The sequence below is a fragment of the Arthrobacter sp. TmT3-37 genome (genome assembly GCF_054510835.1).
Genome location: NZ_JBTNDU010000004.1, coordinates 205,899 through 223,657, shown reverse-complemented (window position 1 = coordinate 223,657; position 17,759 = coordinate 205,899). Strand labels below are relative to the sequence as shown.

The 17,759-nt window shown below is 70.3% G+C and carries 20 protein-coding genes and 1 riboswitch; of the genes, 8 read left to right on the top strand and 12 right to left on the bottom strand.

Annotated features, from left to right (window positions below; genetic code table 11):
- Window positions 1–19: 19 nt before the first annotated feature.
- The 5 genes from ACX80U_RS08130 to ACX80U_RS08110 all read right to left on the bottom strand — a co-directional run bounded on the left by ACX80U_RS08130 (window position 20) and on the right by ACX80U_RS08110 (window position 5,273).
- Complete coding sequence (locus tag ACX80U_RS08130; RefSeq protein WP_459268034.1) at window positions 20–1,636, bottom strand: carbohydrate-binding domain-containing protein; 1,617 nt, start codon at window positions 1,634–1,636, stop codon at window positions 20–22.
- A gap of 24 nt (window positions 1,637–1,660) precedes the next feature.
- Window positions 1,661–2,440, bottom strand: a complete 780-nt coding sequence (locus ACX80U_RS08125) for a polyphosphate polymerase domain-containing protein (RefSeq protein WP_459268033.1) — start codon at window positions 2,438–2,440, stop codon at window positions 1,661–1,663.
- Entirely contained in the window at window positions 2,437–3,171 is a 735-nt protein-coding gene (locus tag ACX80U_RS08120) for a DUF4956 domain-containing protein (protein WP_459268032.1), read from the bottom strand. Before ACX80U_RS08120 ends, ACX80U_RS08125 begins: the two co-directional genes overlap by 4 nt.
- 133 nt (window positions 3,172–3,304) lie before the next feature.
- Window positions 3,305–4,453: a GGDEF domain-containing protein gene (locus tag ACX80U_RS08115; RefSeq protein ID WP_133081282.1), complete on the bottom strand. Its 1,149-nt coding sequence runs from the start codon at window positions 4,451–4,453 to the stop codon at window positions 3,305–3,307.
- Window positions 4,454–4,658: 205 nt separating this feature from the next.
- Complete coding sequence (locus ACX80U_RS08110) at window positions 4,659–5,273, bottom strand: TetR/AcrR family transcriptional regulator (RefSeq protein ID WP_208739323.1); 615 nt, start codon at window positions 5,271–5,273, stop codon at window positions 4,659–4,661.
- Window positions 5,274–5,492: 219 nt separating this feature from the next.
- Between ACX80U_RS08110 and ACX80U_RS08105 the strand changes: the two genes are divergently transcribed.
- Window positions 5,493–5,918, top strand: coding sequence for a DUF7793 family protein (locus tag ACX80U_RS08105; protein ID WP_459268031.1), 426 nt, complete (start codon window positions 5,493–5,495; stop codon window positions 5,916–5,918).
- Between the two features lie 111 nt (window positions 5,919–6,029).
- Here the strand turns inward: ACX80U_RS08105 and ACX80U_RS08100 are convergent, their stop codons facing one another.
- On the bottom strand, window positions 6,030–6,629 hold the full coding sequence (locus tag ACX80U_RS08100; protein ID WP_208739325.1) for a LysE/ArgO family amino acid transporter: 600 nt from the start codon (window positions 6,627–6,629) through the stop codon (window positions 6,030–6,032).
- 68 nt (window positions 6,630–6,697) lie between these two features.
- Here ACX80U_RS08100 and ACX80U_RS08095 point away from each other — a divergent pair, with 68 nt between their 5' ends.
- On the top strand, window positions 6,698–7,600 hold the full coding sequence (locus ACX80U_RS08095) for an ArgP/LysG family DNA-binding transcriptional regulator (protein WP_459268030.1): 903 nt from the start codon (window positions 6,698–6,700) through the stop codon (window positions 7,598–7,600).
- A gap of 97 nt (window positions 7,601–7,697) precedes the next feature.
- Window positions 7,698–7,772: riboswitch (cyclic di-GMP riboswitch) on the top strand.
- A 140-nt stretch (window positions 7,773–7,912) separates the two neighbouring features.
- A complete protein-coding gene (locus tag ACX80U_RS08090; RefSeq protein WP_459268029.1) occupies window positions 7,913–8,770 on the top strand; it encodes a response regulator transcription factor in 858 nt (285 codons plus the stop codon).
- Here ACX80U_RS08090 and ACX80U_RS08085 read toward each other — a convergent pair.
- Complete coding sequence (locus tag ACX80U_RS08085) at window positions 8,767–9,216, bottom strand: Hpt domain-containing protein (protein ID WP_459268028.1); 450 nt, start codon at window positions 9,214–9,216, stop codon at window positions 8,767–8,769. The genes ACX80U_RS08090 and ACX80U_RS08085 overlap by 4 nt on opposite strands.
- 369 nt (window positions 9,217–9,585) lie before the next feature.
- Between ACX80U_RS08085 and ACX80U_RS08080 the strand changes: the two genes are divergently transcribed.
- Entirely contained in the window at window positions 9,586–9,822 is a 237-nt protein-coding gene (locus ACX80U_RS08080; RefSeq protein WP_459268027.1) for a YegP family protein, read from the top strand.
- Window positions 9,823–9,853: 31 nt separating this feature from the next.
- Here ACX80U_RS08080 and ACX80U_RS08075 read toward each other — a convergent pair whose 3' ends face one another.
- From ACX80U_RS08075 to ACX80U_RS08055, 5 genes are all read right to left on the bottom strand, one after another.
- Complete coding sequence (locus ACX80U_RS08075) at window positions 9,854–10,114, bottom strand: DUF6221 family protein (RefSeq protein WP_133081290.1); 261 nt, start codon at window positions 10,112–10,114, stop codon at window positions 9,854–9,856.
- 58 nt (window positions 10,115–10,172) lie between these two features.
- On the bottom strand, window positions 10,173–11,687 hold the full coding sequence (locus tag ACX80U_RS08070) for a sensor histidine kinase (RefSeq protein ID WP_459268026.1): 1,515 nt from the start codon (window positions 11,685–11,687) through the stop codon (window positions 10,173–10,175).
- Window positions 11,684–12,433, bottom strand: coding sequence for a response regulator transcription factor (locus tag ACX80U_RS08065; RefSeq protein ID WP_459268025.1), 750 nt, complete (start codon window positions 12,431–12,433; stop codon window positions 11,684–11,686). The genes ACX80U_RS08070 and ACX80U_RS08065 overlap by 4 nt, the downstream gene beginning before the upstream one ends.
- A gap of 126 nt (window positions 12,434–12,559) precedes the next feature.
- On the bottom strand, window positions 12,560–12,832 hold the full coding sequence (locus ACX80U_RS08060; RefSeq protein ID WP_208740146.1) for a hypothetical protein: 273 nt from the start codon (window positions 12,830–12,832) through the stop codon (window positions 12,560–12,562).
- A 160-nt stretch (window positions 12,833–12,992) separates the two neighbouring features.
- Window positions 12,993–15,143: an MMPL family transporter gene (locus ACX80U_RS08055; protein WP_459268024.1), complete on the bottom strand. Its 2,151-nt coding sequence runs from the start codon at window positions 15,141–15,143 to the stop codon at window positions 12,993–12,995.
- A 100-nt stretch (window positions 15,144–15,243) separates the two neighbouring features.
- On the opposite strand from ACX80U_RS08055, the gene ACX80U_RS08050 reads away from it, so the two are divergent.
- From ACX80U_RS08050 to ACX80U_RS08035, 4 genes are all read left to right on the top strand, one after another.
- The gene (locus ACX80U_RS08050) at window positions 15,244–15,714 is read left to right on the top strand and encodes a MarR family winged helix-turn-helix transcriptional regulator (RefSeq protein WP_459268023.1); all 471 of its coding nucleotides are present in this window, start codon (window positions 15,244–15,246) and stop codon (window positions 15,712–15,714) included.
- A 28-nt stretch (window positions 15,715–15,742) separates the two neighbouring features.
- Complete coding sequence (locus tag ACX80U_RS08045; protein WP_133081295.1) at window positions 15,743–16,540, top strand: methyltransferase domain-containing protein; 798 nt, start codon at window positions 15,743–15,745, stop codon at window positions 16,538–16,540.
- Between the two features lie 65 nt (window positions 16,541–16,605).
- Window positions 16,606–17,115, top strand: coding sequence for an arsenate reductase/protein-tyrosine-phosphatase family protein (locus ACX80U_RS08040; RefSeq protein ID WP_133081296.1), 510 nt, complete (start codon window positions 16,606–16,608; stop codon window positions 17,113–17,115).
- 23 nt (window positions 17,116–17,138) lie between these two features.
- A complete protein-coding gene (locus ACX80U_RS08035) occupies window positions 17,139–17,756 on the top strand; it encodes a LysE family transporter (RefSeq protein WP_459268022.1) in 618 nt (205 codons plus the stop codon).
- The last annotated feature ends 3 nt before the right edge of the window (window positions 17,757–17,759 follow it).

The window sequence follows — 17,759 nt, the reverse complement described above, 5'->3', positions numbered from 1 at the left end:
CCCCGCTCCTGCCGCGCCGTCAGCGTCCGCCGGGGCCTTCGGACTGCGTGTACTCGCCGGCCGTGACGCTGCCGAGTTCCTCGGCACCGTCCAACGTGCCCTCGGTGACGCCCTCCGTGGCGACCGTGGTGCCACCCGTGTAGACGATGTAGGTCCCACCCTCGGTGATCGCCGCCGAGGAGAAGATCAGCGACGCGAGGTCCTTGCTCGCCACGAAGGAACCCACCACGGTGCCGTCCGACGACGCGATCTGGATCGCGGTACCGGCCGGGATCGTCGCGCCGAACGTCAGCTGCACGCCCGACTGCGTCGACGACGCACCCGGGGTGACGACCATGCCGGAACTGCCCGCTGCGGTGACCGTCCCGCCGTCGACCGTCAGCTCGCCGTTCACGTCCAGGGCGCCGTTGCCCTGGCCCGTCGGTCCGTTCACGACGACGGTGCCTCCGGTGATGCTCGCGTCGCCGTTGGAGTCGAGGCCGTCTCCCTCCGAGTCGATGGTGAGCGTCCCGCCCGTCACGCTGACCGTGTAGTCTCCGGCCGCCATGGACCCGCCGCCCATGCCGCCCCCGCCGCTGGTGGCACCGGACGACCCACCTGCCGCGTTCACGCCGTCGTCGCTGGAGGTGACGTCGACCGAGCCTCCGTTGACGGCGATGTGCTGGGCCTCCAGGCCCTCGACGGAGTCGGTGACCTCCACTGCCCCCGCATCGACGGTGAGCAGGGTGGCCGCCTTGACGCCGTCGTCGCCCGAGGACACCACCAGCTGCCCGCCGTAGACGGTGAACCAGCCGCGGCCGTCCTCGTCCTCGTTGGTGGCCTTCACGCCGTCGCCGCCGGCCGTGACGTCGTAGGTGCCGCCGAGCAGGGCGATGTAGTCCTTGCCCTCGATGCCGTCGTCCACGGCCTCGACGGTGACGTTCCCCGCTGCGAGGACGAGTCCGTCCTTCGACACGATGCCGTTGTCGGCATGGCCGGTCACCGTGAGGGTGCCTGCGCCGGCGATGGTGAGGTCGGCCATCGAGTACAGGGCCGCATCCGGGGCGTCCGTGCTGGTGTCCGCATAGCTGTCGGCGTCGCTCAGCGTATTGGCGGTGCCGTCCTCGAGGTGGACCAGGGCCTCGTTCGCGCTCGTGACGACGAAGGGGGATCCGGTGCTGCTGGTCAGCTCGACGCCGTCGAGGACGATGCGGACCACGTCCTCCTCCCCTGCTGCGACGACCACCCGGCCGTCGGCGAGGCTGCCGGACATCCGGTAGGTGCCGGCGGCCGTGATGGTGACGGTGTCGCCGTCGACGGTGACACCGTCGGCGGCGACACCGTCGTCCGTGGCGCTGCTGGCACCGTCCGCGAGCGTGACCGCTACTTCCTCCGCGGCGTCCCAGGTGAGGTCGTCGGCGTCGTAGTGGGTGTCCTCGGTGATGTCGGCCGCACCGGCGACGACCGCGGTCGCGTCGGTGGTGTCGCCGGTGTCGGTCGTGGTCGCGTCCGTTGTGGTGGTGTCGGTGGTGCCGTTCGCGGTACCGGCGTTCGTGGTCCCCGTGCTGCAGGCGGCGAGAGAGAGTGTGAGCGCGAGTGCGGCGACGGAGGTCTTCAGGGCTGTGCTGCGGTGTGCAGTGAGGGAGGGGATGCGCATGGGGGTCCTTCGGGACGTGTGGTGTCAGAGGGAGACGAGTCCGAGCGGAAGTCCGGTGGAGACGGTGCGGTGCCACCGGTTGGCCGGAAGCGTCGGATCGAGGACGGCCATGCCGGTGGCGAACTTGGAGATCCTGCCGGGCCGGATGCCGGAGGCCCAGAGGTGGCGGTCGAGGGCGCCGGCCGCGCCGCCGGACTTCGTCTCGATGATGACGGCGCCGTCGAGTTCGTGGGCCTGGCCACCGGGCCTGCGCCAGGTGACGCCGAGGTCGATCGTGGCCCGGCTCCCCGACGCGGGGAGGTAGAGCGTGATGCGTCGGTAGCGCGTCTCGATCACGGGCCGCAGGACGCCGGAGGGCACCGACCCGATGGAGCAGGCGAGTGTCTCGTGGACGTAGTCCAGGCCCCGAGGGGTGAGGCGGTGGCTGTCGGAGAGCGCGTAGGGGATGCGCTCCTTGACGGTGGCCGCACGCGCCCCCTCGGTCTTCACCTCGAGGAAGCCGGCAGCGCTGTCCACGTAGGTGCGGGTGCGGACCTTGTAGCGGCGGCGCCTGCCATGGGCGGCGAGGAGGTAGCTGTCCAGGGTCGGGGTGTCGAAGTAGACCGAGTCGTAGGTGAAGGACCGCCGCCCCAGCATCTCGAGGACGCGGACGTCGGCGTCGAACGATCGGAGGACGTTCGCGGCGAGACGCGTCCCGACCACGTACTTGCGGTCCATCCTGGTCTGCAGGGCGGCTGCGCTGTTCAGGTCCTCGAGGCTGACGGACGCCCTGCGGTCCAGGCCGGCGAAGGCACCGGCATTCACGACACACCCACCGTCGCCCGTGCACTGCCGGCCGGATCCTCCTGAACCGGCGGCAGGGACGGGACGTGCGCCGGATCGGCTGCGGGCATCGCCTCGGGCAGGTCGGTGGAGCAGGTGGTCCCGGCCGGGGCCTGCGGCGGCATGGCGGTCGACGGTGGAACGGGGGCCCGCCGCGCGTCGGCACCGGCGGTGCTCGCCTCGTAGCGGACCTCGACGGTGGTCCTGTCGTTCACGAGGTCCAGCTCGGACACGGTGGCGGAGTGGATCCGGGCGTTCAGCACCTCTGCGAGGCGGACCCGGAGCATCGTCTCGTCACTGATGGCCCGGTCCAGCACCACGACCTGGTGCCGGTAGGCCGGGAGCACCCGTGCGTGGTCACCGATGACCATGACGGCGAGGACCAGCCCCATGAGGGCGAGCGGGAGCCACAGCGGCTCCGCGCCGAGGCCCGCGATCAGCCCGAGGGCGAGCGCGGAGAAGTAGTAGGCCACTTCGTGCTGTGCCAGCTCGGTGGAGCGGAGGCGGATGATGGAGAGGACACCGAACAGCCCGAGGCCCAGGCCGACGCCGGCCGCGGATCCCGAGAGGGCCGTCGCCACTGCGAGGACTCCGACGTTCATGCCGAGGTAGGAGACCACGAGGTCGCGACGGCGGTGCCGGCGCAGGTACAGGCCGATGGTCAGGAGTGTGATCGCCAGGAGGTCTGCGGCGATGAGGATCAGGATGTTCATGGGCTGGTCTCCGGTTCGTGGGGAAGGATTCTTCTCCTACGTTCCGGGGGCACCCTGTGCCACTGCTGTGTCGGACCAAGGCCCGGCATATGAGGTGGCGCCCGTGCCGCCCCTGGTGAGGACGTGATGCCGTTCAGTGCTGGTCCGCCCTGACGGCGCGGTCGCGGCCCAGTTCCTTGGCGGTGTAGAGGGCCACATCGGCGGCTGCGATCGCGTTGCCGATGCGGTCGGGCCCGGGCGGCAGTGCTGCCAGTCCGTAGCTGATGGTGGGGAGGGGGAAATCGAAGGCGGGTTGGCTCATGCGCAGGGTCTTGCTGATCAGCTCGGTGACCAGCTCCGCGCTGTCGAGCCCTGCGCCGGGGAGCAGGAGGACGAATTCCTCCCCACCGTAGCGTCCGACGAGGTCCGTCGAACGGACCGAGCGGGTACAGGCTGCCGCGACCGCCTGGAGGACCGAGTCTCCTGCAGGATGTCCGTGCGTGTCGTTGACCTGCTTGAAGTTGTCCATGTCGGCCAGGACGAGGGTGCTCGGGGTGTCCCGGGTCGGCAGGTTGCGTATCTCGGACTCCGCCAGTTCGAGGAAACCGCGGCGGTTCAGGATCCCCGTCAGTTCATCGTGGCTGGCCTGCGCCCGAAGCTCCTTGAGGGCCTGTTCGTTGCTGAGGGTCGCCATGGTGAAGGACACCACGATCAGCAGGACCATGGTGAACAGGGTCGTGGGAACGGTGCCGAAGTAGGTCTGGAAGGTCGACGAGGAGGGGCCGGTGGCCACGAAGGCGATCCACCGGCACAGGTAGTACAGACCCAGGGCACCGGACGCGACCGCGAGCGGACGCTGCGTGGTGGTCGTGTTGGGGTCCAGCCGCCAGATCTCGAGGGAGGCGCGTCCGATGAAGAACGTCATGAAGGCGAGGAGGAACCCTCCGGCGGACCAGGTGTTCGTCGACGGGCTGTCGAAGGCGGAGGCCACCACCGTGATGACCGGTGCGATCAGGATCTGCCACGGTCTCGGTGCCGTCGTGCGCAGGGCCCGCGCGCCGGCCCACACGCATGCGGCTCCTGCCACCAGCAGGGCGTTGCCGGCCGGGTTGGCCCAGACCTGGTGGACCGTACCATCACACAGGTAGAGACCGGTGCCCGTGAGGAACGAGGCGATCGCCGCGCACCACCAGGTGCTGTAGGTGGAGTGGCTGCGCCGCACGCTCACGCCGTAGAACAGCACCAGCAGGGTCAGCGCGATCACGCCGAACGCAACCTGCAGCGTCACAACATCCAGCCTCATGCAGCTCCCGCCATCGCGCGATGTCCCTCCGGCCGCCCAGGCAGCTCCCCGAAGCCTGACCGGATACGGCCTCGCCGCAACGATCGACCGCCCCTGCACAGGCCATGCCCGGTCCTCGCGCAGGTCGTGCACCGCCCGAGGTGGTGCTACCGATGGTAGCGAACGCGGACGCGGGGGCCGATCCGGGCGCGGACGAGGCACACCCCTATCGGATGGTCCGGTCTGCCTCCCCGCCCTCGAGGGGCGTGTGGAGGCCGATGAGGTGCTTCCCGAGCCGCTTGATCCGTGCACTGCTGCCGGGATCGATGCCCACACCCGAGACGACGGCGCCCTGCATGAGGACCAGCCAGCAGTAGGCGAAATCCTCCGCGTCGGTCAGGCCCATCGCCGTGGCGGCCTTCTCGACCGTGGAACGGATGTCGTCCAGGTAGAGGACGGCGGCCGCCCCGATCGCATGCCGCGGGCCGGTTTCCAGCAGGGCACGGATGTAGGGGCAGCCGGCGAAGTCCGGCGTGTGGAACCACTCGTCGAAGATGTCGAAGATCGCCAGCAGCTGTCCGCGGGGCGTATCCGCGCGGCGCTCGCTCTCCGCCCCGAGATAGCCGATCGTGAAGAGGCGCTGACGGCGCTCGAAGAACGCCATGACCAGATCGTCCTTCGACGGGAAGTGATGATAGAAGGTCGCCTTGGCCACGCCGGCCGTCGCGATGATCTCGTTCACCCCGACAGCCCGGACCCCGCGCTGCAGGAACAGGTCGTACGACGTCCCGAGGATCCGCTCCCGGGCGTCCTTCGTCTGGACTGCCGCCGCTGCAACCATGGATCTCCCCTGCTGTCGACTCGTCCGTCCATCCTAGGGTAGACAGACCGGTCTGCCCGTCGGGTACGCTGGACCGTCCGGCGGTTCCCCCAGCCGTCGGACACCTGGAGAGGCGTGAGACCCGATCCACGGTGCCGGCGGCCCCGGAAGAGGCCGCCGGTACCGCTTCCCCGGGAGGACAGAGCCGGCCCGACAGCCGCACGAGGGAGGAGGTGCCCGGTGACTCCACCTTCCGCGGAGACCGCCAGGTTCCACCTGGAGTACCTCGCGACCGGCGTGCTGACGCTGCGCTGGGCGAGATCCATCGAAGTGACCGCGGGCGACATCGAGGCACTCGGGGTCCGCGTGCAGGCACTGGCCCCGGGATGCCTTCCTCCGATCCTGGCCGACCTCAACGGCATGGTCACCCTCTCCAGGGAAGCGTTCACCGCACTGTCCTCCGCGCGGAACCTCCCGGCGGTCGCCGTCGTCGGCGCTTCGCCCGTCGAGAGGGTGCTCGTCGCCCACTTCCAGGCGGTGCACCGGCCGTCGTACCCGATCGAGTACTTCGAGCGACGGGACGAGGCCCTGACCTGGTTGCTCCGACGGTCACCCCGCACCGCGGTCGGCCCGATCCCGGCAGCACAGGCGATCGTCGGCTCCTGACGTCAGCCGCCCTTCCGGCCGGTGGGACGTCCGCCGTCTCCCGACGCCTGCCTCCGGCAGACCGCGCCGACGGCGTTGCCGCGGTGGTGCCCCGCCCGCTCGCCCGCGCGGCTACACGACGAGCATCACCGCGAGGACGAGCATGACGACGGCGATCGACCCGTCGAGGACACGCCAGGCCCACCGTCGGGTGAAGACCGGGGCGAGGTACCGCGCGCCGACACCGAGTGCCGTGAACCAGAGGATGCTCCCCAGGCCGGCTCCCGCTGCGAACCACCACTTCCCCGGGGTCCCGTGGGTGCTGGCCAGCGATCCCAGCAGCAGCACGGTGTCGAGGTAGACGTGCGGGTTCAGCCAGGTGAGGGCGAGGCAGGTACCGAGCGCGGCCCGCCAGGAGGTGCCCGTCCGGCTGTCGGCATCGAGCGTGCCACCCCGGACGGCCCGGCGCGCGGCAACCACCGCATAGCCGGTGAGGAAGGCTGCCCCTGCCCAGCGCACCACCTCGAGGACGACGGGGGCGCCGGTGACCACCACACCCAGTCCGCCGACTCCGAGGGCGATCAGCACGAGATCCGAGAGTGCGCACACGGTCACGACCAAGGCCACGTGGGACCGCCGCAGGCCCTGGCTCAGGACGAAGGCGTTCTGGGAGCCGATGGCGACGATCAGGGTCAGTCCGGCAGCGAGGCCGGTAGCAGCGGAAGCAATCACACCACCACGGTAGGAGTGGAAGGACCCTCAGGCCAGCTAATGATTCTTCAGTGTGGTAAGACGGGCTCATGTTTAGCATCGAACCGGCGCAGGCAAGGGCCCTCGCGGCCATCGTAGGGGAGGGTAGCTTCGAGGGGGCCGCCGCCCTGCTCTCGGTGACGCCCTCGGCGGTGAGCCAGCGCATCCGCGCACTCGAGGTGGCCGTCGGGCGTCCGGTGATCACACGCACCCGTCCGCTGCGTCCCACCGAGGCCGGCGAGGCCATCGTCCGCTTCGCACGTCAGTTCGACCTGTTGTCCGCGGACCTCGCCTCCGAGCTGGGAGCCGCCGGCGAACGGCAGCACCAGCGCATCACGATCGTCATCAACGGGGACTCGCTGCACACCTGGGTCCTGCCGGCCCTGGCACCACTCGCCGAGAGCCTGCAGGTCGAGATACTGCGGGAGGACCAGCAGCATTCCCTCGATCTGCTGCGCGACGGGACCGCCGCCGCAGCCATCACCTCCATCGCCGAGCCCGTGCAGGGATGCTCGTCCCGGCCCCTGGGCATCATGCGCTACGTCCCGGTGTGCGCGCGGGCTTTCCGGGAGAAGTGGTTCCCCGACGGTGCGGGCCCGGACCGCCTCGCGGACGCTCCCGTGATCGTCTTCGACCGCAAGGACGACCTGCAGGACCGCTACCTGCGCACCCTTACCCGGCGGCCCGTCTCCCCGCCCCGCCACTTCGTCCCGGCAGCGCAGGAGTTCGCCGACGCGATCCGGCTCGGCATGGGGTGGGGGCTGATGTCCGAACTCGAGCTGGAGGCCGGACCACCCACCGGCGACGTCAGCCCCCTCGAGCCGGGTGGCCACGTGGACGTCCCGCTCCACTGGCAGCAGTGGCGGCACGGCTCCCGGTCCCTCGATGCCGTCGGCGAGGCGGTCCTCCGCGCGTCCGCCGTCCTGCGCCGGCCGGGAGCAGGGACGGCGTGAGCGTCTCGGGCCCCTTCGGACCGGCTTCTCCTGCTGCGCACCCGCAGTGGCAGAAGTGTCACCCGACATTGCTAAGATCGTCGGGCGGGCAGCCGCTCGTCGACAAAGGCAAACCCGGTGCGAACCGGGGACGCAAAGCCACGGAACCCACGAGGTCAGCCGGGCCGCCGAAGAGAACAGGTCCACGGAGTATGCCTCGGACACGCCAAGTCAATACAGTCCTCCCAGCACGGTACTCCCCGGGGTCCACACGGACGGCGGCGGTCCTGGTGACGCCGCGCTGGGCCAACCGCCACCATCAGGCACCCGGTCATGAATAGCCCCCTCTCCGGTGACCGCCGGGCCGCCGTCGTGATCGAGGACGATCTCGACATCAGGAACCTCGTGTCCGCCATCCTCGAGCAGGGTGGCTTCCAGGTCAGCGGCGTGTCCAGCGGCCGCGAGGGTGTCGACGTCGTCCGCCGGGAACACCCGGCCGTGGTCACGCTGGACATCGGACTGCCCGATATCGACGGGTACGAGGTCCTACGGCGGATCCGCTCCACGACGGACTGCTACGTGATCGTCCTCAGCGGACGCACGGACGAGATGGACATCCTCACGGCGCTCCAGGCCGGCGCCGACGACTACGTGCTGAAGCCCTTCCGCCCCCGCGAGTTCAGGGCGCGCATCGACGCGATGCTCCGCAGGCCGCGCATCGGCCAGAACGCGCAGCACCCTCCGACACAGCCGCCCGCAGCAGCAGGACCTGCGCCAGGACCTGCGACTGCACCCGATCGTCCCACGGACGCCGGGACCGCCAAGGGGACGGCAGGCCTCCTGCGGAACGGCAGTCTCGTCGTGGACAGCGAAGCCCGCACGGCGACCTGCTCCGGCGTCGAGCTGCCGCTCACGAAGACCGAGTTCAACCTGCTCCACGAGTTGATGGCGAGCAACGGCGCCGTGCGCACGAAGGAGGAGCTGGTCCGCGTGTCCCGCGGCCGTGACTACCGCGGGTACAACTTCGTGAGCCGCACGGACGAACGTGCCATCGAGGTGCACATCGCCAACCTGCGCCAGAAACTCGCCCGATCGGAAGGCGACCCCGAGCTCATCACGACGGTGCGTGGCGTGGGCTTCCGGATCATGCCGAGGCGCGTCGATCCGGGGCAGGAGCGCGCGTCCGGCTAGTGGCGTCCCAGGTAGGTGTCGAGCAGTTCACGGACGGTATCGGTCGCACAGCCCCGGAGCAGCGCGACCGACCGCTGAGCGGCGCCGAGGTCGTCGGCAGCGAGGAAGCGCTGAGTGGCGAGTGCGGCCTGCTTCAGGCGGGTGGCTCCCACCATCGCCGCCGACGTCGTCACGCTGAGCACGGCGTCCTGGGCGGCCATGGGGTCGCCGTCCTGCAACCAGGCCTCCAGGCGGTCGATCTTTCCTTCCAGCGTCTCGGAGAAGTCGCGGGCGAAACGCTCGACGACGAACGTGTCCGGGAAGTCGCGCTCCATGTCCCGCAGGACGTCGAGGTCCAGGAGAGGCGCAGCCCTGCCCGGCGCGTCCGGGGCCCGGACGGCGTCGCCCTGTGGGAGCGCCGTCCCCTCCTGGTGCTGGCCAGGAGGCGGGGTCGGATGGATGGGCACAGTTCAAGGGTAGCGACGGCGGGAGGAGGCGGCGCGGTATCCACAGCTTCTTGCGCAAAGCTTGTGGAATGGCGGAGGCGCCCCTAGGGAGCCATCCGGCGCGTCGGGCCACTGCGCTGATTGCGGCACCGGTCGGGCAGCGTTCTTCCTCCGGGCGTTCCCTCCCGGACCGGGCATCGGCCCCGGTTCGCCGGTGACACGTACTCGCCAGTAGTCCGCAGACTGCTTATCATCGGGGTTTGGGTGTGGCTGGGGTCACATGGGGCAAGCCCTATTCCGTCACCGGGCCAGACGGGACTCGGCCTCGAGTCCCGGATTCGACAGCGAGCCCGAGCAGTCCTTCTGTCCGGGCCGATTGCAGGGGGCACCATGGCCGCGGCGTTCGAACTCTTCCATGATCGGGACGATGCCTTCAGGTTCAGGTTGAGGACACCGGACGGGACGGTCATCGCCGTGTCCAAGCCGTTCCCGGGGAAGGCGGCGGCCGTGGCGGGCATCCGGGCCGTCCGGGAGTGCGCCGGGACCGGCCTGATCACGGACCTCTGCCCGCCGACGCCTTCTGCCGAGGACGCCCCGCAACGCTCCGCCGGACCCGCTCCCGGCTAGTCCGTCCGAAGGAGGCGAAGCACGCCCGCTCCTAGGCCCTCCAGTCCTGGCGGTAGGCGGTATGACCTGCCCACGGCAGGGCCACGAGCCGGAGGACCGCGAGCCCGTCCGATTCGTCGAGGCCGGCACTCACGTAATCGATGAGCTTCCTCTTCGACCGGCACTCCGCAAGGACACGCTCGGGGTCGTACCACCCGCGGGCACCCCACACCTCCTCGGGAAGGTTGCCCACGCGGGCGGCCTTCTCGTCCTCGGTGATGCGTGCGTCCAGGAAGTCGGCGAGTTCGTTCATACCCCTGACCCTATCGAGCGACCACGGCATGGCCGTACTCCACGTGGGCGCGGTCTGCCTAGGAGCGCTCCTGGTCGGGGTCGCGACCCGCCGGCGGGAGCGGCAGGTTCACGGTGAACCGGGTCCGGCCGGGCTCGCTGGTCACGCTGATGGTTCCACTGTTGGCCTCCACGAGCGCCTGGACGATCGCCAGCCCGAGACCGGTGCTCCCTGCGCTCGCGCTCCGCGCGGCGTCGCCCCTGCTGAAGCGCGTGAAGATCGTGTCGAGGAACGCCGGGTCGATGCCGGGACCCGAGTCCGTGACGGTGATGCTCGCCCTGGCGTCGCCGACTGCGAGCGCCGTGGAGATCGCGGTACCCGGCGGGGTGTGCCTGTGTGCGTTGGCGAGCAGGTTGATGAGCACCTGGCGGATCTCGGCCCCGACGGCGCGTACCTCGACGGGCTCGTCCGGCAGGTCCAGGCTCCAGGCATATCCCGGGGCGGCCACCCGGGCGTCGCTCGTCGTCTCGATGACCAGTTCCGTCAGGTCGACGTCGGACGCCTCGCCGCGCTGTCCCTCGTCGAGTCGCGCGAGCAGCAGGAGGTCCTCGACGAGGGAGGACATGCGCTTGGACTCGCTGTCGACGCGTTCGAGCGCGGCACGCCCGGACGGACTGACGGTCTCACTCATCAGGATCAGCTCGGTGTAGCCGCGGATGGAGGTCAGGGGGGTGCGCAGTTCGTGGCTCGCGTCGGCGACGAACTGCCGCACCTTCGTCTCGCTCGCGTGGCGTTCCCTCAGCGCACTGGTGACGTGGTCGATCATCTCGTTCAGGGCCAGCCCCACCGTCCCGACCTCCGTGCCCGGCTGCGCTGCGGCAGGCGGGACCCGCACGGGGATGGCCACCTCCCCCGAGGACAGCGGGAGCTGCGAGACGGACGTCGCCACGGCGGAGAGTTCCTCGAGCGGGCGCAGGGACCGGCGGATGATCACCGTGCCGGCAAGGCCCGTGAGTGCCAGCCCGGCGAGGGAGAGCGCGGCGACGGTGATGTCCAGGGACACGAGGGTGCTGTCCCGCTCCACCGTGGACAGGCCGGTGACCAGGACGCCCCCGTCGGGGTCGAACGCGACGGGGAGGTCCGCCGCGTCCACCCGGTAGCGCCCGCTCGAGAGCACCAGTTCCTCGGGACCGTCGGCGGGTTCGATGCCGGCCAGCAGGCCGAGATCGGCTCCGGTGAGGGGCTCGGTCGTGCCGTCGTCCTGCACGAGCGCGGAGTTCCGCGCCTCACCGTCGTCGAACACCGCGTTGAGGGTTCCCGGTCGCTGGCCGGCTGCGTTCTCCGGGTCGACGTCACGGGACGGCCGCTGGTCGTTCCCCGGTGGTCGCCCGCCGGGGTAGCCCGCCCGGCCGGCGGCGGGCTCGAGGGCAGCATCGAGCTGGCGGGTCAGGTAGCTGCTCATGGCGAGGTGGCTGAGGACGGCGATCGCGATGCAGATCGCCGTGAGCAGGGCGAGGGTCGCCAGGATCAGTTTCGTGCGCAGGTGCAGCGGCCGGCGGCCCGGTCGATCGCCGGCGGGGTCCTGCGGGGTCATGAGGCGGCGGGTTTGAGGACGTAGCCGGCGCCCCGAACGGTGTGGATCATCGGTGTACGCCCGGCGTCGATCTTCTTGCGGAGGTAGGAGATGTACAGCTCGACGATGTTCGCCTGGCCGCCGAAGTCGTAGTTCCAGACGTTGTCGAGGATCTGCGCCTTGCTGACCACGCGGCGCGGGTTCTCCATGAGGTAGCGCAGCAGCTCCCACTGGGTCGAGGTCAGGGCGATGTCCTCTCCGTTGCGGGTGACCTCGCGCGTGTCCACGTTCATCACGAGGTCGCCGACCACCAGTTCCGCGGAGTCCGACGCCGCGACGCCGGAGCGCTGGACGAGGCGGTGGAGGCGCAGCATGAGTTCTTCCATGCTGAAGGGCTTGGTGACGTAGTCGTCGCCGCCGGCGGACAGCCCGGAGATGCGGTCCTGCACGGCGTCCCTGGCCGTGAGGAAGAGGGCCGGGACGTTCGGTGCGAAGGTGCGGATCTTCTTCAGCGCCTCGATGCCGTCCACACCGGGCATCATGACGTCGAGCACGAGGACGTCGGGGCGGAAATCCCGTGCCGCGGATATCGCCGTGGCTCCGTCGCCGGCGGTCGTCACGCTCCAGCCGGCCATCCTCAGGCCCATGCTCACGAGTTCCGCGAGGCTCGTCTCGTCGTCCACCACGAGCGCCCGGATAGGGCTGCCGTCCGGGTGCGCCAACCGCGGCAGGTTGTCGGTCATGGAGTGGTGCGTGGCGTCGGCCATCGTGTCTACCTTGGTGTCGTCTGGATGCGGCGGGGCCGGCGTGCGCTGCGGGCGGAGCGGGGCGGAGCGGTGGGGTCGGTCGAAGGTCCCGTCCAGTATCCCGCACGGGTCCGGAGGAGCGGGGTCTCAGGCGGAGAGGGGTCCCGCTGCAGCGCCCTGGTCGAGCGAGCCGCCGGGATCCTGCCTCCGGACGATGGCCTGCTCCGCCGGGAGGGTGGTCCCCACGACGACGGCGGTCCGGGCGCCGGCGACGGGCGCCGTGGGATCGGCGCCGACCGGAGCGAACGCCGTGGTGCCGAGCACCGCGACCAGGGCCATGGCACCGATGGCCGCCCTGATGCCCTTGCGTCCAGGGGTGAGTTCGGGGGTGAGTTCGGGGGTGGGTCGGTAGCTGATCACGGCGTCCTCCTGCGGGCTGGTGGTGTTCCTCCAGCCTGGTGCCGACACCTGGGGCAGGGCTTTCCCGTAGCTGTGCGGTCGCTGTGCAGGAAACGCACAGCTACGGGCTGTCAGCGACCGGTGCACGGACCCGGCGGTGGCCACCGGCGGACGCGCGCGGCTACCGTGGCGACGCGACCCTGCCCAGCCCGGACGGCCACCAGATCTTCGGTCCGATGTCGTAGGCGAGCGCGGGGATCAGCAGCGAGCGGACCAGCACGGTGTCCAGCAGCACGCCGAACGCCACGATGAACGCGATCTGCGCGAGGAACAGGATCGGGATCACGCCCAGCGCGGCGAAGGTCGCCGCCAGGACCACGCCGGCAGAGGTGATCACCCCGCCCGTGACGCCGAGCCCCCGGAGGATGCCCGGCCGCGTGCCGATGCGCAGCGACTCCTCGCGTACCCGGGTCATGAGGAAGATGTTGTAGTCCACGCCGAGCGCCACCAGGAACACGAAGGCGAAGAGCGGCACGGAGGCATCGGCGCCCTCGAACCCGAAGATGCCGTTGAACACCAGTGCGGAGACGCCCAGGGCCGTGGCGTTCGAGAGCGCCACGCTGGCCACGAGGAGCACGGGTGCGACGACGGAGCGCAGCAGGACGATCAGCACTCCGAGGATGACGAGCAGCACGATCGGGATGATCTTGACGAGGTCCGCGAGGGCCGTGTCGTTGGTGTCGATCGCCACCGCGGTGACGCCGCCCACCAGCGCGTCGGGACTGGCGTCGTCGAGCGCCGTCCGCAGCTCCCGCACCACGTCCTCCGCCTGCCCGGAGTCCGCCTGGAACTCGAGCGTCCCGCTGATCAGGACCTGCCCGTCCTCGACGGCGGGCACTCCCGCGGCGTCGACGGTCAGCGCGGCGCCCGAGATGCCGTCCTGCCCGGTGACCACATCGAGGGCGGCGTCGGAGTCGGCCTCCGGTGCGACCACGTAGACGGGGCTGCCGGAGCCGGCGTCGAAGTGGCGACCGAGGGCCTCCTGCCCGTCGACGGCGTTCGACGGCGCGAGGATCAGTGCCGACTGCGGCACGCCACTGGCCTGGAGCTGGGTGAGGCCGAGCGCACCGGCGACGAGGATGAGCAGTGACGCGATCCACAGGACGCGGGGCCGGCGGGCCACCAGCAGTGCGACCCGCTTCCAGATGCCCCTGAGCCGCTCCAGGCCGATCTCCGCGCCTGCGGCGGTGGGTGCGGCATGCCTGCCGTGCTGGGGGGTGACGGCGGTCGAGAGCCCGGCGTCGTAGCGCGGCCGCAGCGGCCAGAACGCCGCCCTGCCGAACAGCAGGAGGAGCGACGGGAGGAGGGTCAGCGCTGCGGCCAGCGAGAAGACGATGCCGATGGCCGCGATCGGCCCGAGGCTCCTGTTCGAGTTGAGATCGGAGAACAGCAGGCACAGCAGCCCGAGGATCACCGTCGCGCCGGAGGCCAGGATGGGTTCCACCGACCCGCGGTAGGCCACCCGCATGGCGTACCAGGTGGTCTCGTGCTCGGCGAGCGCCTCCCGGAACCGGGCCACGAGCAGCAGCGCATAGTCGGTGGCCGCACCGATCACGAGGATCGACAGGATGCCCTGGCTCTGCCCGCTGAGCTGGATCCAGTCGAGCTTCGCGAGACCGAACACCAGCAGGATCGACGTCGCCAGCGCGAACACCGAGGTCAGCAGCACCAGGAACGGCAGCACGATGGAGCGGTAGACGGCGAGGAGGATGAGGAACACCGCTCCGAGTGCCACGCCGAGCAGGATCCCGTCGATACCGCCGAAGGCCTCCACGAGATCGTTGGTGAAGCCCGCCGGTCCGGTCACGTAGCCGGTCACGCCGTCGGGTAGTTCGTCCGCAAGGACGGTGCGCAACTCCCCGACCACCTCTGCGAGTTCGGCGTCGGAGGAGACGAAGGCGATGTACTGGACGGCCAGCCCGTCCTCGGACGGGATGGGTCCGGCGACGGCGGGCGCTCCCTCGGCCGGGGGTTCCAGCCCCTCCACCGCGCCGAGCGCCACCCCGACCTCCTCGTACAGGCCGAGGTCCTGCGGCTCGATGGCGGTGTCCGACTCGGCGACGAGGACCGCGGGGACGGCGTCCGAGTCGCTGAACCGCTGCTGCAGCTCGCCCGCCTCGGTGGATTCGGCGCTCGCGGGCAGGAACGACGCCTGGTCGTTGCTCGAGACCTCCTCGAGGCGCCCGAACGTCGGACCGCCCACCGCTGCCCCGACCAGCCAGATCAGTACGACGACGACGGGCAGCAGGACCCTCAACCAGCTGTTCCTCATGATCTCTCCATCTCCCAGAAATTATCTCTATCGTAAAGTATATCTATCATGGAGATAATAGGAACCAGCCTAAACTGGAGGCGATAGAAGGCGAGGGATCATGGCTGCGAGGGACGAGCTCATGGCACTCATGCAGCAGTTCACGGTCGAGACGGACCGCTATGTCGACGTCGCCAGCGAACGGGACAGCCTCTACCGCACGGACCTCCACGCCCTGGGCATCATGATGGGCGCGGCACGCGCCGGCCTCACGGTCACGCCCGGGCTCCTGCGGGAGGAACTGAACCTGAGCTCACCGGCCACCACCGCACTCGTCGACCGCCTCGATTCCGCCGGCCATGTGACCCGCCGGCGCAGTGAGGTGGACCGGCGGCAGGTCCACCTCGAGATGACGGAGAAGGCGCGCATCACGGGTGCCATGCTGTTCGCGCCGCTCGCCCGCCACATCAACGCAGTTTTGGACGTGTACTCGGACGAGGACCTGGCGCTCCTGCGGGACATGATGCGGAAGGTGACCGAGGCCACGGTCGCGGCGAAGAATGAGGCGCTGCACGACGCCGACGCAGACTGACGGACCCGCCACCGGCTAGCCTCGAGGTATGAACGACGAGGTCTACTCCCACGGACACCACCCGAGCGTGACGGCAGCGCATGCGGCACGCACCGTCGCGTCGTCGGCCGCCTATCTCGAACCCTTCCTCGAAACCGGCCTCGACCTGCTGGACATCGGCTGCGGCCCGGGCAGCATCACGGCGGGGTTCGCCGACATCGTCGCACCCGGGTCGGTGCTCGGCATCGACAGCTCGGCGGACGTCGTGGCCCAGGCGTCCGAGGCCCACGCGGACGTGGCGAATGTCGAGTTCCGCGAGGGCAACGTGTACGACCTCGACGCCGCCGACGAGTCCTTCGACGTCGTCCACGCCCACCAGCTCCTGCAGCACCTGGCCGACCCCGTGGCAGCACTGCGCGAGATGCGCCGCGTGGTGCGGCCCGGCGGCATCGTGGCCGTCCGCGAAGCGGACTTCGGAGCGATGACCTGGTACCCCGCCATCGACGAGCTGGACGAATGGCGCGAGCTCTACGGCACGCTGGCGCGCGGCAACCGTGGCGAGCCCGACGCGGGACGGAGACTCCCCGGCTGGGCGGCCGAGGCCGGCTTCGCGGACGTCGAGGTGTCGTCGTCGAACTGGACCTACGCCACCGCCGAGGACCGCCGCTTCCATGCCGAATCCTGGGCGGAACGCGTGCTGCACTCGGCCTTCGCCGAACAGACGCTCGACCGCGGCCTCGCCGACCAGCCGACCCTCGACCGGCTGGCCGACGGGTGGCGCCGGTGGGCACGCAGGGACGACGGCGTGTTCCTCCTGCCGAGCGTGGAGATCCTCGCGCGCGACTAGCTCCGGACCGCGGCGCATGCGGCCCGGGGCAGGCCGCGGAGCGCGACCGCCGCTAGGCTGGCGGGATGTACCGCATCGTCACCGTCTGCACAGGCAATATCTGCCGCTCGCCCATGGCCGAACTCATGCTGACCCATGCGTTCGGCAAGGCGGGCCTGGGGGACGACGTGGTCGTCGACTCCGCGGGGACCACCGACTGGGAGGCCGGCAGGCCGATCGACGAGCGTGCCGCGGCCAAGCTGACCGAGCTCGGCATCGAGAGCCACCTGCACCGGGCCCGCATGTTCGAACCGGACTGGTACCGCGAGCGCGACCTGATCCTCGCCCTCGACCTCGACCACTACCGTGAGCTGCGCCGGGACGCGCCCGACGACGACGCGCGCGACAGGATCCACCTCCTGCGCGAGTTCGACCCCTCGACCACGGACACGGAGCTCGACCACCTCGGCATCTACGACCCCTGGTACGGCGATGCCAGCGACTTCGAGGCCACCTGGAAGATGGTCGACGGCGCGGTGGACGGCGTGGTGCGTTACGTCCGGAACGAGCTCGACGCCGACGGTTCGGAGGCCTGACGCCCGGCGCTTACCATGTACGGGTGAATCCCTCCCTCTGGCTGGCGCTGCTCGGCGCCGGAACGCTCATCAGCTTCGTCCCGGGTGCCGGTGCCGTGAACACGATGAGCAACGCCCTGACGGTCGGCTTCCGGCGTTCCATCTGGGGCATCCTCGGCCAGCAGGCGGCCCTGGTCGTCCACATCGGCATCGCCGCGGCCGGTGTCGGGATCCTCGTCACCAACTCCCCGCTCGCCTTCAACCTGATCCGCTATTCCGGCGCCGCCTACCTCGTGTACCTCGGGATCCGGAAGTTCCTGCAGAAGCCCGAGCACAGCGAGGTCCGGGCGCTGCTGCACAGCGAGGGCGCCTTCTCGATGTTCCGCCGCGGCGTCTGGGTGAACCTGCTCAACCCCAAGGCGATCGTGTTCTTCCTCGCCCTCATCCCCCAGTTCATCCGCCCGGATCAGCCCCTGCTCGGCCAGTACGGCGTGCTGGCAGCCACCGTCATCGCCATCGACGTCCTGGTCATGTGGTTCTTCTACGCCGGCACGGCACGCTCGTTCCGGCGCTTCACCCGCGACGACCGCGGTCAGGTGATCCTCAACCGCACCTTCGGGTCGCTGTTCGTCGGTGTCGGCGCGCTGCTCGCCCTGGCCTGACCC

Bases quoted from the DNA above. Each gene is read 5' to 3' on its own strand.
- ACX80U_RS08130 (WP_459268034.1), bottom strand. From the start codon at position 1,636: ATGCGCATCCCCTCCCTCACTGCACACCGCAGCACAGCCCTGAAGACC.
- ACX80U_RS08120 (WP_459268032.1), bottom strand. From the start codon at position 3,171: ATGAACATCCTGATCCTCATCGCCGCAGACCTCCTGGCGATCACACTC.
- ACX80U_RS08115 (WP_133081282.1), bottom strand. From the start codon at position 4,453: ATGAGGCTGGATGTTGTGACGCTGCAGGTTGCGTTCGGCGTGATCGCG.
- ACX80U_RS08110 (WP_208739323.1), bottom strand. From the start codon at position 5,273: ATGGTTGCAGCGGCGGCAGTCCAGACGAAGGACGCCCGGGAGCGGATC.
- ACX80U_RS08095 (WP_459268030.1), top strand. From the start codon at position 6,698: ATGTTTAGCATCGAACCGGCGCAGGCAAGGGCCCTCGCGGCCATCGTA.
- ACX80U_RS08090 (WP_459268029.1), top strand. From the start codon at position 7,913: ATGAATAGCCCCCTCTCCGGTGACCGCCGGGCCGCCGTCGTGATCGAG.
- ACX80U_RS08080 (WP_459268027.1), top strand. From the start codon at position 9,586: ATGGCCGCGGCGTTCGAACTCTTCCATGATCGGGACGATGCCTTCAGG.
- ACX80U_RS08075 (WP_133081290.1), bottom strand. From the start codon at position 10,114: ATGAACGAACTCGCCGACTTCCTGGACGCACGCATCACCGAGGACGAG.
- ACX80U_RS08070 (WP_459268026.1), bottom strand. From the start codon at position 11,687: ATGACCCCGCAGGACCCCGCCGGCGATCGACCGGGCCGCCGGCCGCTG.
- ACX80U_RS08065 (WP_459268025.1), bottom strand. From the start codon at position 12,433: ATGGCCGACGCCACGCACCACTCCATGACCGACAACCTGCCGCGGTTG.
- ACX80U_RS08055 (WP_459268024.1), bottom strand. From the start codon at position 15,143: ATGAGGAACAGCTGGTTGAGGGTCCTGCTGCCCGTCGTCGTCGTACTG.
- ACX80U_RS08050 (WP_459268023.1), top strand. From the start codon at position 15,244: ATGGCTGCGAGGGACGAGCTCATGGCACTCATGCAGCAGTTCACGGTC.
- ACX80U_RS08045 (WP_133081295.1), top strand. From the start codon at position 15,743: ATGAACGACGAGGTCTACTCCCACGGACACCACCCGAGCGTGACGGCA.
- ACX80U_RS08040 (WP_133081296.1), top strand. From the start codon at position 16,606: ATGTACCGCATCGTCACCGTCTGCACAGGCAATATCTGCCGCTCGCCC.